14 protein-coding genes are annotated in these 16129 nt (G+C 40.0%); 3 read left to right on the top strand and 11 right to left on the bottom strand.

Annotated elements, in window-relative coordinates; genetic code table 11:
- Nucleotides 1-18 precede the first annotated feature (18 nt).
- Nucleotides 19-168, bottom strand: a complete 150-nt coding sequence (gene rpmG / locus OZX76_RS06575; protein ID WP_172999151.1) for a 50S ribosomal protein L33 — start codon at nucleotides 166-168, stop codon at nucleotides 19-21.
- An 84-nt stretch (nucleotides 169-252) separates the two neighbouring features.
- Entirely contained in the window at nucleotides 253-2346 is a 2094-nt protein-coding gene (locus tag OZX76_RS06580; protein ID WP_277178882.1) for a penicillin-binding protein 2, read from the bottom strand.
- 227 nt (nucleotides 2347-2573) lie between these two features.
- On the opposite strand from OZX76_RS06580, the gene OZX76_RS06585 reads away from it, so the two are divergent.
- Nucleotides 2574-3485 (top strand): BadF/BadG/BcrA/BcrD ATPase family protein, encoded by a 912-nt coding sequence (locus OZX76_RS06585; protein ID WP_277178884.1) that lies wholly within the window; start codon nucleotides 2574-2576, stop codon nucleotides 3483-3485.
- Nucleotides 3486-3543: 58 nt separating this feature from the next.
- On the opposite strand, the gene greA is transcribed toward OZX76_RS06585, so the two are convergent.
- The 5 genes from greA to OZX76_RS06610 all read right to left on the bottom strand — a co-directional run bounded on the left by greA (nucleotide 3544) and on the right by OZX76_RS06610 (nucleotide 9054).
- A complete protein-coding gene (greA, locus tag OZX76_RS06590) occupies nucleotides 3544-4020 on the bottom strand; it encodes a transcription elongation factor GreA (protein WP_277142417.1) in 477 nt (158 codons plus the stop codon).
- Between the two features lie 73 nt (nucleotides 4021-4093).
- On the bottom strand, nucleotides 4094-6511 hold the full coding sequence (gene pheT, locus OZX76_RS06595; protein WP_277178886.1) for a phenylalanine--tRNA ligase subunit beta: 2418 nt from the start codon (nucleotides 6509-6511) through the stop codon (nucleotides 4094-4096).
- Nucleotides 6511-7560, bottom strand: a complete 1050-nt coding sequence (gene pheS, locus OZX76_RS06600; protein WP_277178888.1) for a phenylalanine--tRNA ligase subunit alpha — start codon at nucleotides 7558-7560, stop codon at nucleotides 6511-6513. Before pheS ends, pheT begins: the two co-directional genes overlap by 1 nt.
- Before the next feature lie 291 nt (nucleotides 7561-7851).
- Entirely contained in the window at nucleotides 7852-8202 is a 351-nt protein-coding gene (locus OZX76_RS06605; protein ID WP_277178890.1) for a helix-turn-helix domain-containing protein, read from the bottom strand.
- A gap of 84 nt (nucleotides 8203-8286) precedes the next feature.
- On the bottom strand, nucleotides 8287-9054 hold the full coding sequence (locus OZX76_RS06610; protein WP_277178892.1) for an RNA methyltransferase: 768 nt from the start codon (nucleotides 9052-9054) through the stop codon (nucleotides 8287-8289).
- Between the two features lie 94 nt (nucleotides 9055-9148).
- Between OZX76_RS06610 and OZX76_RS06615 the strand changes: the two genes are divergently transcribed.
- On the top strand, nucleotides 9149-9481 hold the full coding sequence (locus OZX76_RS06615) for an acylphosphatase (protein ID WP_277178894.1): 333 nt from the start codon (nucleotides 9149-9151) through the stop codon (nucleotides 9479-9481).
- Between the two features lie 33 nt (nucleotides 9482-9514).
- A complete protein-coding gene (gene yidC, locus OZX76_RS06620; RefSeq protein WP_277178895.1) occupies nucleotides 9515-10483 on the top strand; it encodes a membrane protein insertase YidC in 969 nt (322 codons plus the stop codon).
- Between the two features lie 61 nt (nucleotides 10484-10544).
- Here yidC and OZX76_RS06625 read toward each other — a convergent pair whose 3' ends face one another.
- The 4 genes from OZX76_RS06625 to OZX76_RS06640 all read right to left on the bottom strand — a co-directional run bounded on the left by OZX76_RS06625 (nucleotide 10545) and on the right by OZX76_RS06640 (nucleotide 16040).
- Nucleotides 10545-11978 (bottom strand): aryl-sulfate sulfotransferase, encoded by a 1434-nt coding sequence (locus tag OZX76_RS06625; RefSeq protein ID WP_277178897.1) that lies wholly within the window; start codon nucleotides 11976-11978, stop codon nucleotides 10545-10547.
- A 12-nt stretch (nucleotides 11979-11990) separates the two neighbouring features.
- On the bottom strand, nucleotides 11991-13388 hold the full coding sequence (locus OZX76_RS06630) for an APC family permease (RefSeq protein ID WP_277178899.1): 1398 nt from the start codon (nucleotides 13386-13388) through the stop codon (nucleotides 11991-11993).
- Between the two features lie 386 nt (nucleotides 13389-13774).
- A complete protein-coding gene (locus tag OZX76_RS06635; RefSeq protein WP_277181516.1) occupies nucleotides 13775-15340 on the bottom strand; it encodes a HAMP domain-containing histidine kinase in 1566 nt (521 codons plus the stop codon).
- Nucleotides 15327-16040, bottom strand: coding sequence for a response regulator transcription factor (locus OZX76_RS06640; protein WP_277178901.1), 714 nt, complete (start codon nucleotides 16038-16040; stop codon nucleotides 15327-15329). The genes OZX76_RS06635 and OZX76_RS06640 overlap by 14 nt, the downstream gene beginning before the upstream one ends.
- Nucleotides 16041-16129: the final 89 nt, after the last annotated feature.

A 16129-nucleotide genomic window follows, 5' to 3' on the forward strand; every position in this document is an offset into this window, starting at 1 on the left:
CCCCTGCCATATTGTTTATTACTTAGTTTCACGATGAAGAGTTGCGTGTCTTTCAACAGGGCAATACTTCTTCAAACTTAAACGTTCCGGATGCTTACGCTTGTTTTTCTTAGATAAGTAACTTCTATCGCCACATTCGGTGCATTCCAAAATGATGTTATCTGCCATTTCTTTCACCACCTACAATTTATTATTCTGACTGAATTATGATAGCATTTTTTAAAGACTTTTACCAGAGTTATCCTCAAATTTCTAATTTTTATGCAATTTAAAGTAATCTTGGACCATTGCCTTAGCCATTTGCAAGGTGTAAGAACCTTCCAAATCTGGGTCTAATCCCGGAAAGACAACCGCAACTGCTAATTTAGGATTATTCGACGGTGCGTAACCAACAAAGGTCGCATTAATTAACTCTGGCGGATTCTTCTGGTTTGGATGATCAGGATCATAATAGAACGTTTGGGCTGTCCCAGATTTACCTGAAATTGACGGCTTAACGTTCTTCAGTTTATGAGCAGTTCCCCATGCATTAGTTCCGTGAACAACGCGCCAAAATCCTTGATGAATGACGCTTAACTCATCGGTTGTCCACGGAATCCGTAACTGCACATTAGGCTTTTTGTTATAATCAATGTAGACTTTTTTACCATTACTTGCCGTTCGACCAACTGATTGAACAACATACGGTTGCAGACGGTAGCCGCCATTAGCAATTGTTGATACATACTGTGCCAATTGAATCGGCGTGTAAGCGTCGTAGTTACCATATGCCAAGTCAAGGACGGACCCGGACAGAATTTGCCCCTGAGCGTTAAACGACTTACCTTGAATTCCTGCGGATTCACCGGGTAAATCAACGCCAGTCTTTTGTCCCAAGCCAAACATGTTAAAATTGCGCCGCAACGTACTAAAAGCATTGTCGGGCATACTAATAAATTGCTTAGGCACATATTTAGCATGCACCCAATTCATTGCTAAGTGCATCATGTAAATGTTACTTGATACTTCCAGAGCTGTTTGCGCGTCAAGCGCACCAAAAGTTCCGACTGGATAAACTGATTTCTTAATCGGAGAACCTGGTAAGTAAATTGGGGTATCAGGCAAAGTATTATTAGTAGGCGTAATTACTTTATTTATCAGGCCGCCACCGACCATTGCTCCTTTGACAACAGACCCCATAACGTAAGTCTGGTTGATTACACCTAAGGCATTGTCAACCGTCTTATTTTTATTAGGATCGCGGCTAATTCCTGCAACAGCAAGCAAAGCACCAGTCTGCGGATTCATCGCCACAGCATATGCCCCGTTAGAATAGTGCGCTGCACCTGACCCAATAGCTGCAGCGTAAGTCTGCTTGAGTGCGTTCTGCACTTCTTTTTGGTATTTAGCATCAAGAGTCAATACCAAACTAGCTCCGGCCTGACCTGAATAAACGGACTTAGTTTGCTCAATATTCCCATCGGACTTAGTCCACACCTTGCTGGTCGACTTAGTTCCTCTTAACAGTGGTTCATACTCTTCTTCTAGATATGATGTTCCAACCCGATCATTACGCGAATAACCATTAGTTAAATAATATTGTAAATTATCGCTCGGCAAACCGGCCTTTTCAGTTGAAACCGAACCAATGATACTTTGAATGGACGACCCATTAGGATATGAACGTTGCCAGTCAGTCCCAATGCCAACTCCCGGTAAACTAGACAGGTGTTCACCGACTTCCGCAATTTCCTTATCAGTTAAGCCCTGATTTTTAATATAAATCGTTGACAGCGTATAAGCACCTGATATTTTGTTATAAATTAAAGCCGCGGTCTTTTCACGCGTCGTTAATTTCACATGCTCTTTACGTACCTGATTATTAATCGCATTATTAATCAATTCTTCGTCTTCGGTATTGCGCACCGCTTTAGGTACCTTAGCTGTTTCCTTAGCACTGTTAGTCTTATTGCCAAGATAATAATCAATTACCTGTTGCTCTGTCGGCTTTTCATCATTAAGTCGGATGTAATAACTTAAAGCATTGGCAATGGAATATACCTGATCGGCAGTAGTTGAAGCACTTTTGGTATAAGTAATAGCATTTTGCGCCTTATTGCCGACTAAGACGCGGCCCTTGCTATCATACATAACTCCGCGCGGCACTTGACTTGATACCACGGCAGAATTAGATTTCTGCACTTCGGCCTTAAAGCGTGAGCCGTAACCTAACTGCAAATATGCTAATTGACCAATCAACGTCGCAAACAAAACAAAAATAATTCCCAAGATAATTTTCATTCTGAGTGGTGTCGATGATTGATTCTTCGCATTAGCAGCTCCGCGATGTTTTTTAGAATATTTCACTTAATTCAAACCTCTCTAAACTAGAGTTATTTTAACAAAAAGCAGACGCCAATTCTATCACTAGACCATAGCTTTGGCAAAATTTTAAAAGATTAACCATGAAATTATCGTCTACTTAACTTCAGGAATTTAGTTATCGCTAACATAATTTTATAATTTGCTTCTGTCTTGTTAATCTTTGTAATAAAATTAAGATTATAAACCAGTCTAAAAAAGGAGAAAATTTTATGACACTCACATATCAAATCGGCGTTGATGCCGGCGGAACACATACCACAGCAATTGCATACGACATGCACGGGCAAGAACTTGAACGTGCTGAAGCTGGAGCTGGGCAAGTTAATACTGACTACGATAACGCCATTATTAATATTAGCAAGGCGATTAATCAGTTACTTAATCAAATCGATGGCGATTGCCAGCGAATCTTGTGTGGCATGGCAGGGTTATCAGTCATCGGTAATGCACCGCAAGTTGCTGCCGCAATCTCTAGTAAGGTTGGCAATTTACCGACCCGCGCAATTACTGATTCCCTTCTTGCCCTGTATAACGGTCTTGAAGGTGCAGATGGCGGCCTTGTAATTGCAGGAACTGGCTCCGTCTTCAATGGCTTGCAAAACGGGCATATCATTACCACTGGTGGCTACGGCGCCACACTAGGTGATGAAGGATCAGGTTATGCAATTGCCTTATCTGCCTTAAAAGCAGCCTTGCTCAGTTGGGACAAACGCGAAGATAATGCCTTGATTACTATGTTTAACCGCATTTTCGAAGTTGATAATATCGTTGACGGAACCGCTAAGTTTTATCAAATGACCAATCCAGAAGTTGCCTCAATGGCTGTCGAAGTTGCCAAACTTGGCGATGAAGGCAATGCTAATGCCATCGCGGTTATTAAGGAGCAGGCTGAATTACTGGCCCGCGATATTATTATCGGCATGGATCGTTATGAAGCTCCTAAGCCAATGAAGGTAGCTTTAACCGGCTCCGTTTTGGCTAATAATGCAATGCTGCGGGGCTTTTTAGAAGACGAGGTACACTCAAAATATCCACAAGCTGAATTTTCAATTTCAAATGGTGAAAATGCCCGCGGCGTTGTCTTTGACAAGAGTAATGATTACCGTCACTTTACAAATTAAATAAATAAATTTTACTCAACAAAAAAGCAGTTCTTACGAACTGCTTTTTTAAGTGCAATTATTCTTCTACCTTGTTAATGACAATTTCAAACTTGCCACCAGGGGTTGAAATAGTTACTTGGTCACCCTTCTTCTTGCCTAAAATGGCTTGAGCGATTGGTGAATCGTTAGAAATCTTACCGTTTAGTGGGTCAGATTCATCACTACCAACAATAGTATATGTTTCTGGATCGTCTTCACCGACTTCGGTATAAGTAACTGTCTTACCAACAGCTACTTCGTCGGGATTAGTAGCATTAGCATCAACAACGTGAGCATACTTCAGCATTTCTTCAACAACGCTAATCCGGTCCTCAAGGTGACTCTGTTCATCCTTAGCAGCATCATACTCGGAGTTTTCGGATAAGTCACCGTATGAGCGGGCAACCTTAATTCGCTCGATTACTTCTGGACGCTTAACAACTTTTAAATTTTTAAGTTCTGCTTCAAGTTTTTCTTTTCCTTCAGCAGTCATTGGATATGATTTTTCAGGCATAAAATGTACTCCTTAAAGTTAAATTTTCTTTGCAATGGTCTATGATATTAATTTCCCAGCACAAAGTCAACCTCTAACGAATTTTTGCGCTAAGTTTATTTTCCAAATCAGCCATAATCGCACCCATTGCCTTAGTGACAATTTCATCGGTCAAAGTATCTTTTTCATTCAAGAATGTTAGGTTGTAAGCCAAGCTCTTCTTATTTTTATCAATATGAGTACCTTGGTAAACGTCAATTACGCGTAAATTGCGCAAGTACTTACCACCATTAGCTTTAATGCTATCCTCAATTTGCTGGTTAGTAACGTCTTCGCCAACCAAAATTGACAGGTCACGCTCAATTGCAGGGAATTTTGGCGCTGGTGTCGAAACTGTCTTCGGCTCAATAATCATCGGAATGATTTCATCCAGATTTAATTCGTAACCGTAAATTTCTGCACCATTAAGCGCCTTATCAGCCATGGTAATGGTGTGAGCAATCATCCCGATTAAACCAACATACTTGCCTTTAATGTAAATTCCAGCAGTTCTAGTTGGGTGCAAGCCCACTACGACTTCTGCCTTGTATTCAACCTCGCTTAAGTCAATGCCAATTGCCAATAGTAAGTTAGTTAATTGGCCCTTAACGTAATAGAAATCGATCTTTTCATCTTCATGTTGCCAATTAGCAAAGTAAGTATTACCGCTGTATAGTGCTGCTAAGTGTTCGTGTTCATTGTAAGTACCACCATCATGGTCATAAACACGCCCTTGCTCATAGAGTGCCAGTTGATTTTGCTTGCGCGCCATATTATAGCTAGCAGCATCAACTAACCCCGTCAACAAGTTTTGTCTTAAAGTTGAACGACTTGAGTTCAACGGCATTTGCACTTCAACAACTTCTTTAGGTTCCTTAGTAAAGGCAAGTGCCTTAACTGGTGAAGTCAAAGAATATGAAATAGCTTCGATCAAGCCTTGACCTTGAGCGACCTTTTTAATCCGTCTCAAAACTGTCTCTTCTTTAGAGTAGCCACCGTGGGTTTCTGCTAAAACTGGTTGGGTAGATTTGATATTATCATAGCCGTATAGCCGACCCACTTCTTCAACCAAGTCCGCAGGAATAGCAATGTCCCAACGTCTTGCTGGTACATCAACAGTCAAATTATCACCATCAAGTTCGGCTTTGAAGTTTAACCGGGCAAAAATATGCAAGATTTCATCACCGGAAATTTCAGTACCTAAAGTCTTATTAATGTACGAAGCGGTTGTCTTAATTACAACTGGTTCGCGTGATTCATCGCTAGCCTTAATCACACCTTCAGCAATTGTTGCTTGGGCATTATTTCTAAGTAACAATGCTGCCATGTCAAGTGCACGCATGGTGGCATCCCAGTTAATGCCCTTTTCATATCTGCTTGAGGCCTCGGTTCTGTTAGCGTGGCGCAAGGCTGCTTTTCTGATTAAAGTTGGGTCAAAAATAGCTGATTCCAAGATAACATCGGTGGTATCATCTTCAATTTCTGAATTAAGACCGCCCATTACCCCAGCCATCATAACAACTCGGTCGCCATCGGTAATTACAATATCGTTTGGATCAAGGTCAACATCCTTGTTGTTCAGTAGGACTAGCTTTTCACCTTTGGTAGCCTTGCGCACAACTAATTTGCCACTCTTAAAAGCCCGAGCATCATAAGTATGCATTGGTTGACCAGTCAGCAGCATCATGTAGTTAGTCACGTCAACAACATTGTTAATTGGCCGAATACCCGCATTCCATAACCGCTTTTGCATCCATAAAGGACTGTCAGCAATTTTAACACCAGTTACCTTACGTAAATAAAATTTAGGTGCTAGTTTAGGATCGACTTCAACAGTAAAATCATTCGTCCAATCTGGACCATCAGCCTTCAAAGTTACATCTTCAACGTTAACTGGTTCATCAACAATGGCCCCAACCTCATATGCGGAACCTTCCATTGATAAGGTGTCTGCTCGGTTAGGGGTAATGTCAAAGTCAAAAATGTAATCATCCATTCCCAATGGCTCATAAGCATCTTGACCCGGCTTAACGTCAGCATCCTCAGGAAAGACGTAAATACCATCCGTGTATTTTTCAGGAACTAAATTGTCAGCGAAGCCAATTTCCTGTAAACCACAAATCATGCCGTTGGATTCATAGCCGCGCATCTTGCCTTTTTTAATCTTAACGTTGTCAGCAATCCTAGCGCCCGGTAAGGCAACAACAACATCTTCGCCAGCAGCAACATTTGGTGCACCACAGACAATTTGATGAGGTTCATCTTCGCCAACATCGACATGAGTCACATTAAGGTGGGTACCTTCAATTGGTTTGCAGTCAATAATATGACCAATAACCAACTTTTTCAATCCTTCTTCTGGGTGCTTAACTTCGGCAACTTCAACACCTGTGCGTGTGATTTTTTCGCCTAATTGTTTAGGATCTTGATCTAATTTTAGAAAATCTTGCAGCCAATTATATGAAACTAGCATTATCTTTCCTCCTTACGGAATTGCTCTAAGAAACGGACATCATTTGTGTAAAAGTCGCGAATATCATCAATTCCATATTTCAAAATCGCGAACCGATCCAAACCAACACCAAAGGCAAAACCACCATAGACGTTTGAATCAACACCAGCATTTTTCAAAACATTTGGATGCACCATTCCGGCACCCAGAACTTCAATCCAGCCAGTATATTTACAAATTGCACAACCCTTACCGTCACAATTGAAACAGGAAACATCCATTTCAACTGATGGCTCAGTAAATGGGAAGTAACTTGGGCGCAAACGTGTTTTCCGGTCTTCACCAAAGATATGTCTAGTTAGCAATTCCAAAGTACCCTTTAAGTCACCCATCGTCACGTTCTTGTCGATAACTAGCCCTTCCATTTGCATAAATTGGTGTGAGTGTGTCGCATCATCGTCATCGCGACGGTAAACTTTACCAGGTCCGACCATCTTTAATGGTCCCTTAGAAAAGTCATGCTTTTCTAGAACACGAGCTTGGTCGCCGGAAGTTTGTGAACGCAGTAAATCTTCAGAGTCAACATAGAATGTCGCCTGCATATCACGAGCTGGGTGATCTTTAGGTAAATTCATCATTTCAAAACAGTAATGGTCTGTTTCAACTTCTGGACCCTGAACTACTTGGTAGCCCATGCCAATAAAGTACTTTTCAAGATCATCTAAAATAATATTAATCGGGTGCTCTGAACCAATATGATTTTCCCGACCCGGCAAAGTCACATCAATCTTTTCTTTTTCAAGACGTTCTTCAACAAGTGCCTTGACAATCTCACTCTTGGCATCGTCCAACTTGTCATTGAATAAATCACGCAATTTGTTTACTCGTTGACCAATTTCACGTCTATTTTCAGGCGCTACATCCTTCATCGAGTGCAAAATTTCGGTCAGTTCACCTTTACGGCCGACTAATTTTACCCGAACATCATTTAACTTTTCTTCGCTTTCTGCCTTGTCAATTTCAGCGAGGCCTTTATCGCGGAGTTCTTTTAACCGATCAAATAAGTCCATAAACTTGTCCTTTCAAATAAAAAAGCTCCGTCCCTAAAAAGGGACGAAGCTACGCGGTACCACCCTAGTTTGGACTATAAAAAAGTCCACACTCAAGTTTTCGATAACGGTGAATACCGGAATTGATTAGATTCTACTGGCAAGATGAAATTCACAGTTCCATTTAAACCTTTCTCTCAGCTCAATAAAAAGGTTTCTCTAACTAAACGATTGCCGTTACTAGTCTTGCTCATTAGTAATTAACTATTAGAATAATTCTTTTGTCTACAAGTTGCAAGTAAAATTTTACTTTTAAACCCAGTTATCGGCCCATTCGTGAATTTGGTCAAAGACTGGCTGCAATTCTGCACCCTTTTTCGTTAAGCCGTAAGAAATAATTTTGGTCTTTTCATCAACTGAACGCTTAACAATTTTTTCCTTTTCTAATTCTTTTAATCGTTCAACTAAAACTCGGTCGGAACAAGCAGAAACGCAGTTTGCTAGGTCCTTAAAACGCATGTAATTCGTATCGCACAAGGAACTGATAATCAGACCATTCCACTTCTTACCAATGATTTGAAACGCACTAATAAAATGTGGACAGGCTTCATAAGTTAAAGCCCGACAACCATTAGTTTGTTTAAATTTTCCTTTGTGACTCATAGCAATTCCTCCGTTATCGAATTCTGTTCTCGACAACTATTATAATTAATTCACTTACTAAAAACAAGTACCTGCTCCTAGCATTTAAGCAAAATGATAAATCATAATTCCGGCTGCAACTGCTGCATTTAATGATTCAGCCTGCCCCTTAATCGGAATGTACAATTTTTCATCACTAGCTTGTGCTACTGCTGAACTGACACCATGAGCTTCATTACCAATCACCAAGCCTAATTGCGGTATTGGGGCAAAATCCGGCAGTTGCTTAGCCGTACGGTCTAGCATACTGGCATAAACAGAAATGCCATTATTTCTTAACGAAGCAATTGCTGCTGGCAAATCAGTTACAATTAAACTGATGTGGAATTGACTGCCCTGCATTGCTCGCTGCGTTTTTGGATTGTACAAGTCAACACTATTTGGTGATAAAATCACACCATCAAAGCCAGCAGCATCAGCGGTTCTAATAATTGTACCGACATTACCCGGATCAGCCAGCTGATCGAGCAAAACCCACTTGCCATAATTAAACGGATAATCTTTCGGCTGGGCAATCTTCAAAACCATAAAAATATTTTGAGAATTTTTGGTACTCGCCAAATGCCGCGCGATTGCAGAGTTAATCAGAATAACATTTTTGGCTGTCAAATCGACCTCATCTTCAGCCTCAACTATATCTAAGGCTTCCTGTGTCCCCAACAGATAGAAGTACTTGCGGCTTGCCTTAATTGCTTCCGCAACTAAGTGAAAGCCTTCGATTAAATATAATCCCGTTTCCTCACGATATTTTTTCTGCTTTAATTTAGCTAAATCCTTAATTAACTTATTATTTACCGAACTAATCTGTTCCATTGCTAAAACCTCTTTCTCTGACTCTATTTTAATGTAAACTATTCAATTTTAAAAATGGTAAAATCAAGTATATAATTTATAGAAAGGACTAATTATGGGCTTTTTTAACAAAAATAACCACCATAACTATCATAATTCTGCCGATTCCAATCAGGAAACTTGGGCACTTACCGTTTCTGGAATTGTGCAAGGTGTCGGCTTTCGCTGGAGCGTCCAAGTCTTAGCTAACAAAATGCAGCTGACTGGATCTGTTCATAATAATTTGGACCAAACAGTAACTATTGTACTGCAAACTGATCTCAATCATGTTAACCAATTTTGCCAAGAATTGCCCCACAGCATTTCACAATTTGCTAAAATAACTAAAATTAAAAAAGAAAAACTGACAAATGCGGGCAAAATGCACGGTTTTCATGTATTATATTAGATGTTGACAAAAAATAATAATGTGGTGAATTGAATGAAAAAATATCGTAAATATCTTGGTTTGGCTGCTTTAACATTAGCAGTCATGTTAATTGTGACTGGTTGTGCGCAAAACGGCAATGCATTGAATACGCCGCCGTCAAGTGGTATCTACGGCTGGATCTACAGCTTTATTGGTAAGCCCTTGCAAAACATCATGCTGCGCTGCTATGCCATTATCGGTGGGGCAAACGGCGCTGGCTGGGCCATTATTTTAATGACCTTGGTCGTGCGGATGATTTTATTGCCATTAATGTTAAACCAGCAAAAGAAATCAACAACCCAACAAGAAAAAATGGCGCGGTTGCAGCCCCAGATGAAGTTAATCCAAGACGCAATGAAGAAGAAGGATTTAACTCAGGACCAACAAATGACTTTGGCCAACTGGCAACGGCAATTGTATTCGCAAAATAACTTGTCGTTAACGGGCGGCATGGGCTGCTTACCACTGATTATCCAGTTCCCAATCATGATCGGAATTTATCAAGCGGTAATGTATTCCAAGACACTGGCAAATTCGACTTTCTTTACAATTTCGCTTAGTGATAAATCCATGCTAATGGCGATTATCGGTACTGTGTTTGCATTTATCCAAGGTTACATTTCACTAATTGGAATTCCTAAGGAACAAAAAAAGCAAATGCAGTCAATGATGCTGCTTAACCCAATTATGACCCTATTTATTTCCATGTCTGTTTCCGGTTCAGTCGCACTATATTGGGCTGCAGGTAACTTCTTTACCATTATCCAGCAAGTAATCGTCACCTTTATCATCATGCCACGCGTAAAGAAAAATGTTGATGAAGAGCTTAAGCGTGAACCAATGAAAGAAATTGTTACACCTGCTAAAGTTGCCGAACTTCTAGACCAGACAACTGCAGCCCCTGCAGCAAATAAACAAGTAAAAGAAATGCACGAAAATTTGCGTAACCGCAATAGGGGTAAGCAAAATCATAAGCATTAAAATAAATGGTTTTTACCAAAATAAGCATCAGATTAAGTTAATCTGGTGCTTATTAATTTAGCTAAATTTCATCATTAAACTTAGCTGGAGTTGTGTTATATCCTGCTGCCTGCGCTACAGTAACAGCACTGTCTTTTGTCAGAGTTGGGTCAGCTGCTCCGGGAAGATGGAAATTAGCATTATCTGGAGGAATAACTGCTTGCAGAAAATCTTCCCTAGTTAGCTGTGGAATCCAATCGTAAGGAATTCGATAAGCTCGAAAGATCAGCCCGTCACCTAAGTTGGGATAAACATATTCCCAAACGATTTCCTTATCCTGCGTTACCTCTAAAAAGCGCCCCTCTGTTCCCTCATCAATTAGCGTGTTACCATTGGGTAAACGTTGAGCGCTACTAACAAGTGGCGAATAGAAATGATGCCGGTGAAAAGGAGTATGACTATCAGCAATATCCGTTGCGCCAAATGACCAAACAACTGCCAAAGTTACCGGATTGAATTCAATTACCTGTGAGGTATCAATACGACTAGTTTTCGCCCCTGTACTTGAAGTCTGATCAGGAGCACCATAGCCAGCCCAGCCCCCGTTATTGAAGACCAAAATATTACCAGCTCCAGGTAAGCCCTGCGGAATCATGTGCGTGTGGTGCATCCCAATTAATGGCCCTAATTTTTGCAAAGCTGGACTTGTGGTATAATCTGGCCCAATTTGCCAGACAATTTTGCCAGTTTCATGGTCAATAATCCACATAATGTTTGCTTCACGAGAATCCATTATAATGTTATCCGGCTTAAAACGGGGATCGCCTTCTTCAAACCAATGATTTGGTCCTAAATAACTAGCGCAATTAACATGGAACAGGTCACCTTCACCCTCCCCATTAAAGCTATCCTCATGAGTATTGGGATCCAGAAAAATAGCATTCTTTTGCAAATTAGATAAATGAAATTCATTAAAGTGGTCTGTTATGTGCCACGACCAGAGTTTTTCCCCGTTACGGTCAACTTCTAGCAAAACTTCTTCAAGTAAGGGTTGTGGTGAAATCTTGGGCTTTTTAACATTGCTATGCGTCAACAATAATACTTTGTTGAAATCATCTTTAACAGTTTGACCTGGGACAAAATAGCCAACTGGATTACCTTCAATTTGGTAGTCATGGTGTTGCCTGGCGACCCAAGTTTTGCCATAGCCCTGATCCGTCACTTCTTGGTTATGATTAAAACTCCAGATCACATTACCATTCCAATCAACCTCGGTTACATCAGCATAATCTTGGTAGGCGTCTAGCCGATTGCGACATCTGAGTGAACCGAAGATTTTGCCGCCAGGAATCATTTTGTTAGGAAAGCCCTGCAACCCGCGCCACTGATGGACTACTTTCCCAGACATATCAATTAACACGGCACCAATGCCGCCAGCATTAAACAAAGTATAGCCATTCCACGCCTTAGCAGGATCGAACATAACCGTTCCTGTTGGAAAAACATTTCTACCCATGATAAAACCTCCTTATGCCTTTCTATTTTCCAATTTATTTAATAGTGCCATTGCAAGAGGTAACAGCAAAAAGCCTACAACCATCATGGCAATTGCGTACCAATTAATGCCAACAACTTGGCCGTTGACGATTACGCCAAACTGAACTTTCCAATTGTATTCAATTAATAAAAAGACAACGAGCAAGATTGAAATAACAGGAATAATAATATCTGTCCAAACATTTTTAGGAGCATCTAAGACCTGCTCCCTGTTGGTTCCCCGGTAAAAACGCATAACAGAGAGTGGAACAACAATAAATTCGACGAAGCTAACCATTGCAGTTAGTGTAATCAAATTTGTCATGTTAAATTGAAAAGCCATTGGAATCAAAATAACTAAAATTATTGAAATAAAGTAACTCCTGATCGGAAAATCGTTTGCTGTTCTTTTAGTCAATTTTTGGGATAACTGTCCTTCTTTAGCCATTGCTTCTAGAACTCGCGGAATACTGAAACTTTCAGCAATATTAACACCTAACATTGAAATTAGAGCACCAGCTAGAATTAGGTCACGAAGAATTTCGTTCTTGAAAATTGCACTGATTGCGACAACCTGCTTAGTAGTCATTAAGTCCTGTGGATCTAGTTTTAGGGCAACTGCGATAATCCCCATGTAGATAAAAGCAATGATAAAAATCGACAGTGGGATCGCGCGCGGCAAATTCTTTTCAGGATGCTCCATGTCTTCTGCACCCGAAGCAACTGACTCAAAGCCCATGAAAGAATAAAAAGCAGAAACCACAGCCATAGCAAGACCACTAGTAGTTAATGTGGGGACAATTTTATGACCGTTTTGTCTAATTTGGTCAACTTCTGCAAGGTGATGAGTTGCACCAGTAGTCAACATCAGAACAACTGCAGCTATGATAATCAAAATAAGTGCCGCAAGCTTACCAATGGTTGCCATATTCATAACGTATTTGACAACTTTTTGACCGAATAGATTAATTATAGTAATCAAAACGACCAAGAGTAATAGCCCAATGGTTAATGACACGTTGTTATTAGGATTGCCACCAAAGATAGAAATAGTCGATTTAACAACGCCAGTTGCCATTACTGACCAAGTAACACTAGCGGCAAAGTAGCGCAAAATACCCATGTAAAAGCCTAACTTATCGCCAAAAGCCGCCTTCGAATATGCATATGAAGCACCAGACTTAACAACGTATTTAGCAGCTGATGCCGATGAAATCCCAAAGGCAGCCGCGCAAATAGCAGCAATTAAGTAAACCCATAGCGACATGCTTCCAGCTTGATCGACAACACTAGCCGGTGTTAAGAAAATACCCGAGCCAATCGTAGTATTAATTGCTAAAAAGACAATAGACCAAAAGTCTAATTTATCTCCTATATTTTTATTTTTCATTGATGTTTCCTCTTAATTTGATAAAAAAATGAGCATGTTAGATTAAAAACCTAACATGCCCACTTTGGAACTTGATATTTAGAACATAATCATGCTAATGCACACTTGCTAGGTATTAATTAATCTAGCAGGTTGCAATATGCGAGCTAGATACGGCTTTATTTTGTCCGTATCTAATACAACGGACGTTATTTAACCATAATAGGTATAAAAAACGCCTGCATAATATCGCTGAATTGCTTGTAGTGATTGTTGCATGAGATTAGTCCTTTCTTAAATGATAATGTTTATTAAAACATAAAAGTTCAATGTATACAATAGTAAAATTGCAAAAATATTAAATTAAAATTAATTATCGGTATTATTTACCAGGCTTAGATTGTCTGTTATTTTTTACTTTCAGATTCTGCACGCTTGCGCAGCTTGTCAGCCTGCAGTTTAGTTAGCGCTGGCAAGACAATCTTGAACTGACTGCCCTGTCCCGCAACAGAATCAACGCTAATCTGGCCGTGATAGCTGTTAACCAGTTTTTGCGCAATCGACAAGCCGAGACCATTGCCACCCTTTTCACGTGTACGAGCCTTATCAACCCGATAAAAGCGATTGAAAATCTTGTCCTGATCAACCTTAGAAATTCCTTCACCAAAGTCTTGGACAATAATATTGACGTCATCTTGTGAAAGACCAGCTGAGACATTCATTTGCTTTCGGTCGGTTGAATATTTAATACCATTATCAATCAGGATTACAAGTAATTGTTCCAGATGGCCTTGATAAATCTGAACTTCCGTATCTTGCGGCAAATCATCCATGTCAAGACTAATATTAAAATCTTGATGAACCAATGACATGTCACTAACCACACGCTTCAAAACCTCTGAGATCTTAGTCACGGCATTCGGATACTGAACATTAATCTGTTCGGCACGCGTCAAATCTAACATTTCTTGAATCAGATGCTGCATGCGCTTAGCTTCTTGCAGTGACGCATTAATCGATTCATCCAAGATTTCAGGATCATCCTTGCCCCACCGCTGAAGCATATTTAAATGACCTTCAATTACCGCCACGGGAGTGCGCAACTCGTGTGAGACATCCCCGACAAACTCCTTCTGTTGGTCAATATAACGCTGCATTCGGTCCAACATTTGGTTAAAGGATACGGCCAACTCTTGCAATTCATCATTGCGATGAAAGTTAGCAATCCTCGCCGTACTATTCGGGTCATCGTTGACCTCACGCGCCACCTTCGACATTTCCTTAATTGGCCTGACAATGTCTTGCACAATAATAAAGGCAATTAACGTAAATAACACAATTGCAATGATGGAAATGCGTACCATCCATTTAAGCAAGTTTTTCATCAGCCCGTTGTAATACGTCATGCGGTTAACAACCACAATATAACCAGTTAATTTGCCGGTCCTGATTGAACGTACTTTTTGGTACGTAATTAATTCTTGACGATTATCTTGAAAAGTCTGTTCCTGCTTGTACTCACCCTTGAAGTCCTTAAATGTCGGAATTTCATTTTCACTACCATTATCAAAGACATCTTCTTGCTGTAAGTTATAAACAACAACATTTAAGTCAGGATTAGTCAATGACGCTAATAAGTTGTCGTTAAAAGCATTACTTGCTCGGTCATCGCGACTAATCACAGGATTGCCCTGTAAAACCTTTTTAGCAGAGGGCGTTAACGCCGGAACAACATTCGCAATTTGTAATTCACCAGAAATAGAACTGAGATTTTCATTCAGCTGCACGACCATTTGGTTAGAAGTTTCCTTCTGCTGACCAATTGATTGCTGACCAACAAACGTGTAAATAACTACTGAAAATACAATAAAGGAGACCATAATCGTCAAACTGACGACACTGACCCACCGTACAATTAACGATGAGCGTTTGGTCCCCTTTTTACTTTGTTCATGCTTTCTAGTTCTTTTCATCATCTTCATCTCTTACCATATATCCAGTACCGCGTACGGTCTTGATATAAGATGGTTGACCGGGAACGTCAATTTTATTGCGAAGGTAACGAACATAAACTTCTACAACATTAGTTTCAATGTTTGAACCTGGTCCCCAAATTTTAGAAAGCAATTGATCACGACTAACAACATTATTCTTGTTCTTAATCAATGTCATGAGCAAGTTATATTCCCGCTTCGTCAAATCGACAGTCTTACCATCGCTGCGACGAACAATCCGGTTGGCCGTTTCAATTGTCATATCCTTAAACTTAATGACTTTCTTTTCAATTGTATCGTCAGAAGCTTCTTTTTCAATTTTAACCCGGCGTAAAACAGCGCGTAAACGAGCAAGTAACTCCTCAATTGCAAATGGCTTAACAATGTAATCGTCGGCACCATGGTCAAGACCAGAAACCCGATCAATTACGGAATCACGAGCTGTCATCATAATAATCGGTGTTGTCTTAACTTGACGAACCCGCCGAGCAATTTCTAAACCGTTCAAGTCTGGCAACATTAAGTCAAGCAAAATAGCATCAAAATCTTCGTTCAATGCAGTTTCTAGCCCTTTACGACCATTTGCTTCAACAACTGTTTCATATTTTTCGTGTTTTAATTCTAGCTCGACAAACCGAGCCAAATTCTTTTCATCTTCAATAATTAGTATCTTTGCCATTTTATCCATCCCTTTTAAAATTATTGTTCACACCAAAAACTAAAATATTTTTAAACTTAATTTAATAACTAAAGGATACTTTAAAAAAG

This window comes from Lactobacillus sp. ESL0677 (assembly GCF_029392875.1).
GTDB lineage: Bacteria > Bacillota > Bacilli > Lactobacillales > Lactobacillaceae > Lactobacillus.

Excerpts from the sequence above, each read along its gene's own strand:
- OZX76_RS06615 (WP_277178894.1), top strand. The coding sequence starts at position 9,149 with ATGGGCTTTTTTAACAAAAATAACCACCATAACTATCATAATTCTGCC.
- OZX76_RS06605 (WP_277178890.1), bottom strand. The coding sequence starts at position 8,202 with ATGAGTCACAAAGGAAAATTTAAACAAACTAATGGTTGTCGGGCTTTA.
- OZX76_RS06635 (WP_277181516.1), bottom strand. The coding sequence starts at position 15,340 with ATGAAAAGAACTAGAAAGCATGAACAAAGTAAAAAGGGGACCAAACGC.
- OZX76_RS06585 (WP_277178884.1), top strand. The coding sequence starts at position 2,574 with ATGACACTCACATATCAAATCGGCGTTGATGCCGGCGGAACACATACC.
- yidC (WP_277178895.1), top strand. The coding sequence starts at position 9,515 with ATGAAAAAATATCGTAAATATCTTGGTTTGGCTGCTTTAACATTAGCA.
- pheT (WP_277178886.1), bottom strand. The coding sequence starts at position 6,511 with ATGCTAGTTTCATATAATTGGCTGCAAGATTTTCTAAAATTAGATCAA.
- OZX76_RS06630 (WP_277178899.1), bottom strand. The coding sequence starts at position 13,388 with ATGAAAAATAAAAATATAGGAGATAAATTAGACTTTTGGTCTATTGTC.
- OZX76_RS06640 (WP_277178901.1), bottom strand. The coding sequence starts at position 16,040 with ATGGCAAAGATACTAATTATTGAAGATGAAAAGAATTTGGCTCGGTTT.
- OZX76_RS06625 (WP_277178897.1), bottom strand. The coding sequence starts at position 11,978 with ATGGGTAGAAATGTTTTTCCAACAGGAACGGTTATGTTCGATCCTGCT.
- rpmG (WP_172999151.1), bottom strand. The coding sequence starts at position 168 with ATGGCAGATAACATCATTTTGGAATGCACCGAATGTGGCGATAGAAGT.
- pheS (WP_277178888.1), bottom strand. The coding sequence starts at position 7,560 with ATGGACTTATTTGATCGGTTAAAAGAACTCCGCGATAAAGGCCTCGCT.
- OZX76_RS06610 (WP_277178892.1), bottom strand. The coding sequence starts at position 9,054 with ATGGAACAGATTAGTTCGGTAAATAATAAGTTAATTAAGGATTTAGCT.
- greA (WP_277142417.1), bottom strand. The coding sequence starts at position 4,020 with ATGCCTGAAAAATCATATCCAATGACTGCTGAAGGAAAAGAAAAACTT.